Origin of the sequence: Hyella patelloides LEGE 07179 (assembly GCF_900659865.1) — a bacterium.
GTDB lineage: Bacteria > Cyanobacteriota > Cyanobacteriia > Cyanobacteriales > Xenococcaceae > Hyella > Hyella patelloides.
On the sequence record NZ_LR213988.1, the window covers coordinates 1 to 11751 of the forward strand.

The 11751-nt window shown below is 40.1% G+C and carries 10 protein-coding genes and 1 pseudogene; 2 read left to right on the top strand and 9 right to left on the bottom strand.

The features are described 5' to 3' along the window. The 4 genes from H1P_RS25080 to tnpA all read right to left on the bottom strand — a co-directional run. Nucleotides 1–1156 (bottom strand): DNA adenine methylase (locus tag H1P_RS25080; RefSeq protein ID WP_144872524.1); only part of this gene is annotated, 1156 nt, incomplete at its 3' end. 19 nt (nt 1157–1175) lie between these two features. Beyond that, the gene (locus tag H1P_RS25085; protein ID WP_144872527.1) at nt 1176–1478 is read right to left on the bottom strand and encodes a hypothetical protein; all 303 of its coding nucleotides are present in this window, start codon (nt 1476–1478) and stop codon (nt 1176–1178) included. A 417-nt stretch (nt 1479–1895) separates the two neighbouring features. Next, complete coding sequence (locus H1P_RS25090; protein WP_144872530.1) at nt 1896–3923, bottom strand: ATP-binding protein; 2028 nt, start codon at nt 3921–3923, stop codon at nt 1896–1898. A gap of 163 nt (nt 3924–4086) precedes the next feature. Further along, entirely contained in the window at nt 4087–4551 is a 465-nt protein-coding gene (gene tnpA / locus H1P_RS25095; protein WP_144872533.1) for an IS200/IS605 family transposase, read from the bottom strand. A gap of 31 nt (nt 4552–4582) precedes the next feature. On the opposite strand from tnpA, the gene H1P_RS25100 reads away from it, so the two are divergent. Next, entirely contained in the window at nt 4583–5890 is a 1308-nt protein-coding gene (locus H1P_RS25100) for an IS200/IS605 family accessory protein TnpB-related protein (protein ID WP_144872536.1), read from the top strand. A 113-nt stretch (nt 5891–6003) separates the two neighbouring features. Here H1P_RS25100 and H1P_RS25105 read toward each other — a convergent pair whose 3' ends face one another. The 5 genes from H1P_RS25105 to H1P_RS25125 form a co-directional block, all read right to left on the bottom strand. Next, the gene (locus H1P_RS25105) at nt 6004–6993 is read right to left on the bottom strand and encodes a Pvc16 family protein (protein WP_144872539.1); all 990 of its coding nucleotides are present in this window, start codon (nt 6991–6993) and stop codon (nt 6004–6006) included. Nucleotides 6994–7077: 84 nt separating this feature from the next. After that, nucleotides 7078–7554: a phage tail protein gene (locus H1P_RS25110; protein ID WP_144872542.1), complete on the bottom strand. Its 477-nt coding sequence runs from the start codon at nt 7552–7554 to the stop codon at nt 7078–7080. Nucleotides 7555–7810: 256 nt separating this feature from the next. Beyond that, nucleotides 7811–8257, bottom strand: a complete 447-nt coding sequence (locus H1P_RS25115) for a phage tail protein (RefSeq protein WP_144872545.1) — start codon at nt 8255–8257, stop codon at nt 7811–7813. Between the two features lie 45 nt (nt 8258–8302). Then, nucleotides 8303–10021 carry a phage tail sheath family protein gene (locus tag H1P_RS25120; protein WP_144872548.1) on the bottom strand — a complete coding sequence of 573 codons (1719 nt, stop codon included), beginning with the start codon at nt 10019–10021 and terminating at the stop codon, nt 8303–8305. Between the two features lie 42 nt (nt 10022–10063). After that, nucleotides 10064–10903 (bottom strand): Pvc16 family protein, encoded by an 840-nt coding sequence (locus H1P_RS25125; RefSeq protein WP_144872551.1) that lies wholly within the window; start codon nt 10901–10903, stop codon nt 10064–10066. Between the two features lie 316 nt (nt 10904–11219). Between H1P_RS25125 and H1P_RS38485 the strand changes: the two are divergent. After that, a pseudogene (locus tag H1P_RS38485) lies at nt 11220–11622 on the top strand (transposase family protein); the annotation flags it as partial. Nucleotides 11623–11751 lie beyond the last annotated feature (129 nt).

Below are 11751 nucleotides of genomic sequence, written 5' to 3' on the forward strand. Positions count from 1 at the left end.
TTTTTTGAGCCAATGTCTGCGAATCTTTTGATGTAGTTCCTTTGAAGATTGCTAACATTTCAACGTGGAATCCCTTCTGTCTCCTCTTAGTATACAGATAAATTTTCGTAGCACCACTGTCAATACAGTGTTTAACTAAGTCTAAAGTAGCCATATTAGAATATCCAATAACTTGTGGTTTGGTGTTTGATTCTTCTAATGATTTTTGCTTAACAATTTCACCCAATTGTTCAATGCTCTGTGTTTGTTCTTCATATGACATGCCATGAGAATATTGGCCTGTAGAAGAGTTTTCTTTTTCTGGTGGTTTTTCAGAATAAGTGAATTTTACATAAGGAGGATCTATGTAAATCAAATCTTTATTAGAGCCGTATTTTTGTAGTGTATTTTGGAACTTATCTGTCACAATCTCTGTTTCTGGAAGTTTGTCTAGTTGGTGAAGTAGCACCTTCATGTCATCTTTTTGATAAGCCATTTTATGAGAACCCTTTTTAAAATCCTGCGGCTTCTCTTCATAGTTTTCATCTGTTGTATAATCATTTTTTTTGGCGTTTCTGTATAGCATAAATGCTGCAGCTTTTTCCGCTTTTTCTGAATCAGTTGTGGCTTCATTTTCAGGATTAACTTTCTTTTTAGTCTCATCCCAGACGTTCGCCCAATCTTGTTGTTTTTTTAACTTTCCTTTCGTTACCCGTCCGGAAATTTCTAAGTTATGGGGATCCTTATTGGCTACCTTATAAAAATTGGTAACATTGTCATCGAGATCTGCGATAGTAAAATGCTGATATGGAGCCTGTGTAAGAAACTGTCCAGTACCAGTACAGGTTTCTAAGAAATTATTTGCTGGTTCTGGTTCTCCTGCTTCCTCTTTTACTCCTGCTTCCTCTTTTAGCAGTTTCTGAAGCATTGGTATTTGTTCCTCCTTTGTCCCCATATGTTTAAAAGGTTTAACGTTCTTTCTTTTTTTTCCTATTAGTTTTTTAGTCTGGTTTTGAAATTTTTCGTTTTCAACTTCTTGAGAATTGACCAATTCCAATCCTTGAAACTCTTTTGGACTATTATTATCTAAATCTATCATTTTGTTAACATACTCTTTCCTCTCTTTCTTCATCTTGTCCCTTGTTGTTTCATGTTTGACACCTGGATAATTATCCAAGAACTTATCTAAACCTTGTTTAAGTTTTTTTTGCGTTATTTCTTTCGGTGTTGGACTTTTTTTTTCTTAGTTTCTTACTATCTTTTTCTGAAGCAAAGCCACTAATTTCTTCTTCTGAAGCAAAGCCTTTACGTTTTTTGTCTGGGGAATTGAGATCTAGTTCAGACAAATCTACATCCATTGCGTAGGATGGGTTGGTATCGACTGTGAGTGATGACGCTCTTTCTTTTCCTTTACTAGAAGAAACAGGCTGTCTGGATGAAGTCGGGCTCGTTTGCCGAGATGGAGATTTCGGGTGACTAGGTATTTTTTGGGGATCCATGGTTTCGTCTTTGATAGATGGGAATTAACAATTATGTTTGGACTAAAATAGATATGGAAAAGTAGGCTTATTACTAAATGCTAGCTTGAGTTTTTATTGCCTATATTAGGCTAGCTTCGAGCCAACTCTACTACCTATTTTTAAAAACTTTTAGACTTGAGCGGATATATTCATTACGAAGTTTTTTTAGATATTTAAGTAATCAGAGCCAAAGAAATTTAATTATTTCTACATTGAATCTAATTTAATTAAAAATGCTGCTTGGGAAACTTATAATATATCTTTCAATTTCGTTCATGATTCTTTCTAACTATTAAGTAAGCTTTTAAAAGCTATTACTTAGATTCTTATATATTAAAATATAAGCAGGTAAATGTAATTAGACTTTTGTCGAACTTCCAAATAGTTTTTGATTCTCTAAATCCAACCTGCTATTTCTACTCCCGTTAGTGATTTTTCCAGCTTGGTATATTCTGTTTGAGTAGCGTGCAAAATATGCTTCATCTGTACGGGTTCTTTGGCATCGGCAGCCAGAAATGCAGCGTTTAAGGCAATAATGCGGATATTTCCACCTGCTACATTCAATTGAGCTAATTTATCAAACTTTAAGTCTTTAATAGGAGTATCGGTTGGAAAAACTCGTCTCCAAATTTCACTTCGCTGGATGGCACTAGGAAAGGGAAATGGCACAACAAACCGCAGCCGTCGTAAGAATGCCGAATCCATATTATTGGGAAAGTTAGTTGTCAAGATTGCTAGACCAGAATAAGCTTCCATACGCTGTAGAAGATAACTAACTTGCGTGTTTGCATGGCTATCTTTAGAATCTTTGACATCACTGCGTTTACCAAAGATGGAATCAGCTTCATCAAATAAGAGAATAACACCGCCACTTTCGGCAGCATCAAAAATTCGCTCCAGATTTTTTTCTGTTTCACCGATGTATTTACTGACAACTGAGGAAAGCTCTATCTTATAAAGGTCTAGGTGTAGCTCGCGAGCGAGAACATCTGCTGCCAAAGTTTTACCCGTACCACTTGGCCCTGAAAACAGTGCCGTAATACCTAGTCCGCGCTGATGCTTACCACCAAACCCCCAATTATTGTAGACCATTGCCCTGTTTGAGACATGAGCAGCTATCTCATGCAAAGTTTGCTCTTGCTGGGGTGGTAAGACAAGATCCTGCCAAGACGATTTAGACTCAACACGATCTGCTAATTCATCTAAATTAGGGCGAGCTTGAACTCGACAACTCTCCCACAGAATTCGTTCTATAGAGGTCGAGGGTTGTTCGACGATCTGTCCTGCTGCTGCGGTACAAGCGCGATCGATCGAGGATGTACTTAAATTAAACTGAGCAGATAACTCCTGTAGATGTTGCCCAAATGTTTCTTTCTGGTCGCTGAGTATATTTCCACGTCGGTCAAGGTGAGGCTTTAGCTCCATCAAAGCGTTTTCCCAAATCGTTAATTGTTCCTGTAGATTAGGTTTGGTAACATCAAAGCGAATGATTTGTCGCCGTAATCCTTGCAGGGGCGATCGACTGGTAATGATAACTGGTCCTTTGATTTCCTCAATAAATTGCGTAAGCGTCAACATTTGTAATGGCTCAAGACGCTCTGTGCGATCGCAATCCAAAAGTAATACTTTGCCTTCGAGGATTGATTCTCGCTCCCAACGTCTGCGGAAATTTTGGAGTTCTTTAATCGTGAAGGGCAGATACTCGGCAGATATAAAACTGACCTGTATATTAAACTGATTACAAACTGCGACAGCGATCGCCTGTTTATCATCCATTTCCGATCCGCAGAGTTGAATAATGGGGACTTTCGTTTTAAGCTCCAGTTTCAAAAGCGTTGTGATTTGCTTAACTAGATTTTGATGAGAAGGAACAAGTTTTTTGCTGGATGCAGGTAATGCAATCACGTTAGACAGGTATTGATCGGAAGCCTCAACACCCAAAAGGTAATGTAAAATCCGCTCATCAATGCGGAGAAGACTATGGGTTGAAAAATTTTCCTCTTCTAATTCAATCAAATTCCAGTAGCGTAATGGTCCATCACGAGTAACGGCACTCCAGTGTGCTTTAGAAAGAGTATTTAGGGCTAAATTAAACGTTGGGTAATTTTTATTAGCATTCCCTTGAGCCTTGGCGCATAATGCTGCAAAACTCGGATAAAATTCTATACCAGCACACAGCAATAAGATGTCGCACTCGAATTCTGAGAGATTGAAGAACTGGCACAATTGCAATAAAGCTGGCGGTGCCGACATATTCTGGGCAATTTTTCCTAAGTCAATGGGCGGATTGGCTGAAGCAACTGCGCCATCTTGTCGTCGAGCAATGTAGCTTTCCAAAGTGTTCCGCAACTGATTGAGTGCTGAGTCTAAATACTTCTGGTTATCTTCGCGCCATGTTTTATAAGTTTTTAGTTCAGGATTCATGGTAGGTCAATCGTACCTCATTTTGTTTGGGGAGTCTCAATAAATTTACAGATATAGCGATCTCTAAAATAAAAATTCGGATTGCTTTGAACGGACAATCAGCCCGCATTCTGCCACCTCGCCTGGGGCAGGTGGTAGTTAGGGCGCAAGCGAAGTCAATTACTTAGCTTTTGTATCCCTGATTTTCGATGTATTGCTTAAGTACAGTTAAAGGCGCACCACCAGCAGATGTATAGCCAAAACCACGCTTCCAAAAGCGGTGCGACTCTGCGGATTTTGAATCCGCTAAGGAACGCGCACCAAGATTAGGCTTCCAGTAATAGGGCTTTAAAAAGTCGGCAAATTCTTTCCTAATTTCGCGACTAGTAATAGTTTTAGGAATATTACAAAGTTTGGAAAGAGAAATTTTAGGGGCAACATCTATCAACAAATGGATGTGGTCTTTAGTCCCTAGATCGGCTTGACATTCAATCAATTCACAATCTTGAGTCTTGCATAATTTTTCAATCAACTCTCTAAGACGGATTTCAATGACTTCATTAATTACGGGATGACGACCTGACGTTACAAAGACTATGTGAACTAAGTTAAACCCAAAACTATGTATATGGGGCTTTAGCTTTGCCATAGAATACAAATACTATTATATAATTCTTTCTATGGTACAGCCAAACATTCGTAGCGAAAAATGGTCTATTGTAGCAGCACCTTACCAAAGAGAGTTGCTACAAAAAACTGTTTGTGAGTTTCGATATTTGGTTAGATGTTTGGTTGGGGTAGTTTATACTCACTGGTCAAATATTGGTCGGTTAGATGCCAAAGCCCAAATTCCAGCATTAGAAAAGCTGATACACGCAACAGCTAAAAACCCGTCACCTAAATACCAGTACTTTAATCGACGCTTTTGTAAATTTCCCAGCTACTATCGACGCGGAGCTATTCAGTTTGCTATCGGTCAAGTTAGTAGTTTTGTGACTCGTTATAGAGAATGGCAATCGGGAACTAGAAACAGAAAAGGGGCATCACCACCGAAGTTAAATGCTGAGTGTAGAACTTATCCACCACTCTACAAAGGTCAATGTATCAAGTTGGCAGATAACCTTTGTTCGGCAGCGATTAAAGTGTTTACTGGTTCTGATTGGATTTGGATTACTATTGGCTTAACAGGTCAGAGACAGAGACATTTAGATTTAGCTAATAAGCGCAAATCGCCATATCTGATTGTCAATAAAAAAGGATGCCATTTATCAGTACCTTTTCAATGCAAACGAGCCAAATTACCCGAAACAAGTTCTGTTTTATCTATAGATTTAGGCATCAATACCACTGCTACGGTTTCGGTTATCAACTATGACGGTACTGTAAGTCATCGTGAATTCATTCATCATGGCAGAGACATAGACCGCAGAGATAAAAGGCTGAAGCGTATTGCTACCCTCGCTAGAAAGACGGGAAAATTATCTTTTGGTTTCTGTCGTAGCTTATATCGTAAAGCAACCAACATCAACCGAGAAATCGGTCAAAAAGTATCATCGCGCTTAGTTAAAATTGCTCGACAATACGGAGTAAAATACATAGTATTTGAGTATCTCAAAGGCTGGCGACCTAGAGGCGGAAAAAAACGTTCTACTCTCAAACAACGCTTTCATAATTGGCTGCATCGTCGGATAGTTAAGTTAACTGAGATGAAGTGGTTAGAACTTGGCGGAAGAGTTGTTTTTGTGAACCCTCGCGGTACTTCTAGTTATGCTTATGATGGCAGTGGTAAACTCAAGCGGAATCAAAATAATTATGAATTAGCCGTATTTACTAGTGGCAAACAGTACAACTGTGATTTATCTGCCAGTTACAATATCGGCGCACGTTTCATCCATCAACTGATGAGCAGAAATGGCTCACAGGACAAGCAAGGCGGAAGTTCCTGCTTGTCACCCAGAAGTCGGGGAACGCTTTCAATACTGTGGTGAGGGCGCGTCTTTGGAGGTCTCCTCCAAAGCTTGTGTCGCCCGTCACAACCCATAACTATTGTAGAGCAGGATACCATCACCTCGCCTGGGGCAGGTGGTGGAGGCTTCATGAGCTAGAGTAGCATTGTAGGATTGTTGTCTATGAATGGATGCTGCAAAACAAATGTTTGCTCATTTGACACTACCTCTAAATCTTTAGAGTTTTTATACTTATATAGTTGTTGATGGACAACTTGAACCTTTTGAACCCCAGCCTGTAGATTTTGAGGCAGTTTGAACGAAATTCTGTTATATTCGACAATTTGTGGTTCTAATAAATTTTCTCCTCCGTTTAGTCGAAGCTGAGTCACATCCCCCTTAAGGTTTTTTCCATAGACAATAAGACTACTGCCCGTGACAATCTCGCCATTTGTCGATGGAGATGCGATAACTTTGTGAATACGCGGTCGATTCAACACCTGTGAGTTGAAACCTGACTTAACCAAAGACTTCTGAGATTCACTCAATACCATCGAAACTTCGTAGGTAATGGAAGGTCGATAAGAACCTCCAAAGAGCGACCACAATCTGGACATCTGTTCTGTATCGAATAAGTTTGATGCGATCTTTACTCTATCTAACTGCTCCGTCAAAGCTTCAACAGAAGTCGATTCAATTGCTTGTGCCAAAAGACCAGAACGATTGATGGTTGCGATATGATTTAGTGCTGCTTTAATCCTAGCTTTAGATAAAACTGGTGTTTGGTGCAGCAGCTCCATGACATAACCCAAAAGTATTTCCGTCTGAAAGTCTTTGTTTCCGTAGGCAGTCAAGACATAATGGAGATTAACGGCTAAGAGAGGAAGTGCATCTTTTTCTATGCTGGTTTGATGATGAACTGACTGATCGCTCTTGCCTAAGTCTGCATTACGGTTTTGTGAAACTTGGTAAAGGAACAGATTTAGCTGAGGCTGACCATCCACCCCAACAGAGATTTGGTCTGGGGGAAGTGTGGTAACAAGCACATTTCCCATACTCGACAGTGCTGTATTCTGAACTAAGCCGTCTTCTAATAAATTTTTAAAGATGGCGGTAACTGCTGCGATCGCTAATCCATTACTCATACATTTCTACCTAAAATATTTGTACGGCACGCCTACGCCCAACCTGCGGTATGGACGCAGTACCCTTTTACAAAATGCCGATGGTTAAACTGAGATTCGTTCAAACCCTTCATAAGCAATTTCGATTTCCTCAATTTCTATATCACTTGCATTCGTTTCCATCTCTCCAATTCGGCATCTAGTTGGCCAGGCTTCTGTAAACCGAAAGGCGGATCGGGGGGTATTCTCTTGATTAAAATAGATGAACATAGTTTTACGCTGTTCAAACCAGTTTCCCTTTTGCACCAACGAAAACCATAGCCAAAAACTCTTGGAAAGGTTCATACCTCTGCGTAAGGTTATATTTCCACCCGCTACGTTACCAGGAATCTTAATCACGCGGGAGCGTCCCTTAGTGGCTTTCCCCCAGCGCTCGTTAGTAACTTCTCTAAACTCAATAACCTCCTGGGTAAAGTCAAATCCATCACACCCCTTAAAAATTCCGTCTATACGATCGTTGGAGCCATCAAGTTGCAGGTCTATCGAGAAGCCTCCTGCCATCAAAGAAATTGGTTGATTCATAGATTGATTAAAGACTTTCAAAGATTATAGTTAGCTATTTCATCCCAATTTTGTTCGGTCGAACTATAGATGGGATTTGGCAATCCCCTATTTAGAGAGTCAAAGTAATTGGCTGCTGGGGAGAATAGATTTTCGATCGAGCGTTAGAAAGAAAGAGGTTGAGGTAGAACCTCAGTAATAGGGTACGTTTGACGGTATTACTTACCAGATAATGGCATCTACCTCTAGAGTATTTATTCTTTGATCTTTGCAAACATTAGACCATCCGCTCGATACTTGTAATACACAGTTGAATTGTTTCAGTAGCCAAAGCGGATTCTTCTGTACTTGCCGAAGACAGCGAGTATTGCATTGGAAAAGCACCTTTTAGTTGCCATTCAGCAAATACGCTATTCTCTTTTTCAAAAGTAAAAATTAAATCCTCAGGTGTATATATGCCTTGCGTACCATTAGGATGCATTAGTATCCACCAGTCCCATAATGTTGTATCACCTTCTATTATTGGGCAAATAAATGTTGGTTCTCCATAACTTTTTGGACCTGGTTGAGGTTGTTGCTCCTGAAATCCTCCTACTCTATTACCGACAGCGTTAGAAGTTACTTCAACATTTATGTCTAAACCCTCAAAGCTTTGTACCAATACTTCTCCTAAAGTCCCTCCACTAAGACTAAACTGATTGGCTGTACTTATACTTTCTGGCATGATTTTCTCCTATTTTTTTATTTGATATCAATAAGCTAGAACGAGTTATTCATTGTTTTGATTTTCCAAAGCATTCCACTGACTAATGCGAAAGACCACAAATTCAGCAGGACGCACTGGGCATACACCAACATCGATATACAAACGACCCAAGGTCATCGTTTCAGGTGTATTGTTTTCAGCGTCGCATTTTACGTAAAAAGCCTGATCGGGACTGGCACCAGTTAAAGCTCCCTCACGCCAGATACGCTCTAAAAAGTTCATCACGCAATATCGCACTTGCGTCCATAATCGTTGGTCATTCGGTTCAAAGACAGCCCACTGTGTTCCTGCTTCAATCGAGCGTTCGATATAGCTGATAAGCCTTCTAACACTGATATAGCGCCATTCAGTTTTGTCTGGTTCTACTAGGGTTCTAGCACCCCAAATCCGAATTCCTCGGTTGGGAAATTTACGAATGCAGTTGATCCCCAACGGATTGAGAAGTTCTTGCTCTCTGAAGTTAATATCGTAAGCCGTACCAATAATTCCTCTAGGTACTTCGTTTGCAGGAGCTTTGTGAACCCCACGCGATTCATCTGTTCGACCCCATACGCCCATCATGTGACCAGAAGGAGGAACTAAAATTGAACGCCCTGCTTTTCCAGGATTGGGTACTTTGACCCATGGATAATAAAGAGCACCAAACATGGAACGACGACCAAACTCATCTAACCAATTAGCAACATCTTGAGGCTTAGTGCGATCGGGTGGAGTATCTAGCACTACCATTCGATTTGTTGGTCCTGGCATATCGCCACTTGTAGAACCTTCGGACATAGAGATCATAACTTCCATGACGCCATGAACTTGGTCGAGGCTCAAAATTTCAGCTTCATAGGCTCGCATTAAATCTGGAAAAGAGATCATTGTAATCTCGTCGATTTCAAAGATTCCCATCACGCCTGTGCGATCGCCGCGATCGCCTTCAATTTCACGAGCGAACTTCCTAGGTGTAGAAACAGGCACTGGAGGCAGTAGCTCATATTCGCCATTTAAGGGTCTTCTGGTTAAAGGCAGTCCAGGTTGAGCGATATCTGCAATCGAAATATACTCAGAGTCTTTGAGTGCTTCAACAACATATGTAGCAGCTTGGGTTTGAGGATTTGGATCCATATTTAAATGGTCATATTCCTCAAGCACCTGGTCATCTCTACACACTTTTAAAGAAAAAAACTCGGCTGGATTGTGAAATAGTTCTAGATCGTCTACTTCCTGCAAACTATCGTTTCCAAATTCGTCTTCATTGCTCTGGCTAGCTGGAGGTAATGCACGAGGCTGTCCATTGAGAATTTCGACGGTAATGAGTCCGTTGCCAAACTGTTCGGGTCGGATAGATAAATTCAAGCTGGGACGATTACCACGCCTGGGAATCTCCATTAACGGTGCTTGCCGATTTGCCCGATCTTGACCGATACCAGGTAGCTGCGTTCCAATGCTCGTGATATAGCAACGTCCGCCGCCGTTTAGGAAATATCCTCTGACGGCAAAAGGTAGATAGGCATCAAAATCCGTAAATCCATTTGAACCGCGTTTGGCGAAATAGTCAAGGTACTGAGTCCAGCTTGTGACCAGCATCGGCTTGAAAATCTCGGCACCACCGCGTATATCTTCGGTAAAGCCGATAAAGCCTGCGACCGATGTACTAACGCCTTCAATCGGGCGACTTCCGCGATCGACTTCTTCAACATAAACACCTGGCGCAAAGTAGTCTAACCTAGCCATATTAATTACTCCTTGATTTAGATAATTAGATGTGTAAATTTATCAAGAGGGCATAAGTAATATCTCTTTGGGAACATCTGATTCTTCGTCTACAAAAACATCGCAACTCTTGGACTGATAGCCGAATCGTTTGAGATGTAGAGTGTATTGTCCGAAGCTCAGGTTCTCAAAAACGAAATACCCTTGTTGATTGCTGATTGCTAATTTTTCGGTTCCTTGAAGTATGATTTCAACCTGTTTTAATGGCTTTGAGTTCAAAGTGTTTTTAACAATCCCAGCAATAGCAACTTGCTGAATTTTAGTTTTACTGTTACTAGCTGAATCTGAATTATTGACACCGAATCTTCGTTCAGTTACCAAAGGTACGGTTGTTTTTCTCCATACATTAAAGGGAACAGTTACTGTTAAGTAAATAGCGGGTCGTATGGGAACAGAAAGAGAACTCCATAAACTTCCCACATCAATGGGCGGATCGTTAGTAACTGATAATGATAAGTTACCGTGACCGCGAAGGTCAGGAGTTAAAAACTCTTCGTGCAATGTCCGACTACGCATTAACAGTAATAAAGTTTCAGATAGAAGTTGATGTTCTCCTAATACAGCGCGATCGCGAGCTGTAATGACAATGGAGATATCGAACCAACTTGGTAATTTAGAAATTTCTGCCACCTGTCGTGACTCATCGAAATGACGTTTAACCTGCCTCCCATTACTGGACATTGTTTTATTGATTCGAACATCATAGAGATAGAGATTAAGCGATCGGTCTCTATTACTATTTTCTAAGCTTGCTGGGTGACTAAAGTCTATTTGCTCAGTGCTGGGGAGAACAGCTCCGTTAGCCAACATTTCAGCAAGGGTTTGAAGAATCGAATTCAACATAAGCAAATATTTAATTCATTTCTATATGTTTAATTTAGGCAATTTCCTAGCTAATGAAATTAGACTTATGTATTAATTTAAGTTCAAAATTTATCGCATGGTTTTTTCAAAGATTAAAAAAAAGCCTATTTACATAAATAGGCTTTTCTCTTATCGGGACTTAAACAAGTTATAAGCTTAAAATTAGCTATAATACATATCAAACAAGTATTTCACGTCAAAGAAATAACCGATGAGAGAAACCAGCCCCGCAGCCATGCCTCCCTGTTTCGATAAATGGTGTCAAAGATTTGACGATTTACTGAGGACGAAAGCACAAAAAAGAAAATTAAACTATTTGGGAGGTCTGGCTAAAAATCGAAAAGTTCAAGTGCTTAATTCAACTGAATTCCAAGAAAAAATAAGGCTAGATGTTTTAGCAGAATTCTTACCAGAATCAGCTTTCACTCCAACTACAATCAACTTAGAAAAAGCAAAAACTGTTTGGGTGACTTATAATATCCGTTGAAATATCACGTCTCAAAGGAACAAGAAAAATAGCTATCGTAATGAATGCACCGACCTTTGTGAACGCAGATAATATTGATTATTTTATCACTAATGTAGATTCTTCAAGTGTAACTGCTCAGTGGATAGTTGACACTTATTCTAATCGCAATTGGGTAGAAGTATTCTATCGAGAAGCTAAAGGATGGTTAGGACTCAAGGAATACCAAGTTATCCCTCTTCTGTCACTTTCCGAAATTTGAACTACAATAGAAGAAATATTTAGAAGCTGTGAGGTAGAGAGGGCAATGGATGTAGAATTACAGATTCTCAAACATTTGAAGCGAGCGCCAATACCGACA

What these genes read in the sequence shown, in the direction of transcription:
- H1P_RS25125 (WP_144872551.1), bottom strand. Translation starts at nt 10,903, where the DNA reads ATGTTGAATTCGATTCTTCAAACCCTTGCTGAAATGTTGGCTAACGGA.
- H1P_RS25110 (WP_144872542.1), bottom strand. Translation starts at nt 7,554, where the DNA reads ATGAATCAACCAATTTCTTTGATGGCAGGAGGCTTCTCGATAGACCTG.
- H1P_RS25120 (WP_144872548.1), bottom strand. Translation starts at nt 10,021, where the DNA reads ATGGCTAGGTTAGACTACTTTGCGCCAGGTGTTTATGTTGAAGAAGTC.
- H1P_RS25085 (WP_144872527.1), bottom strand. Translation starts at nt 1,478, where the DNA reads ATGGATCCCCAAAAAATACCTAGTCACCCGAAATCTCCATCTCGGCAA.
- tnpA (WP_144872533.1), bottom strand. Translation starts at nt 4,551, where the DNA reads ATGGCAAAGCTAAAGCCCCATATACATAGTTTTGGGTTTAACTTAGTT.
- H1P_RS25100 (WP_144872536.1), top strand. Translation starts at nt 4,583, where the DNA reads ATGGTACAGCCAAACATTCGTAGCGAAAAATGGTCTATTGTAGCAGCA.
- H1P_RS25105 (WP_144872539.1), bottom strand. Translation starts at nt 6,993, where the DNA reads ATGAGTAATGGATTAGCGATCGCAGCAGTTACCGCCATCTTTAAAAAT.
- H1P_RS25090 (WP_144872530.1), bottom strand. Translation starts at nt 3,923, where the DNA reads ATGAATCCTGAACTAAAAACTTATAAAACATGGCGCGAAGATAACCAG.
- H1P_RS25115 (WP_144872545.1), bottom strand. Translation starts at nt 8,257, where the DNA reads ATGCCAGAAAGTATAAGTACAGCCAATCAGTTTAGTCTTAGTGGAGGG.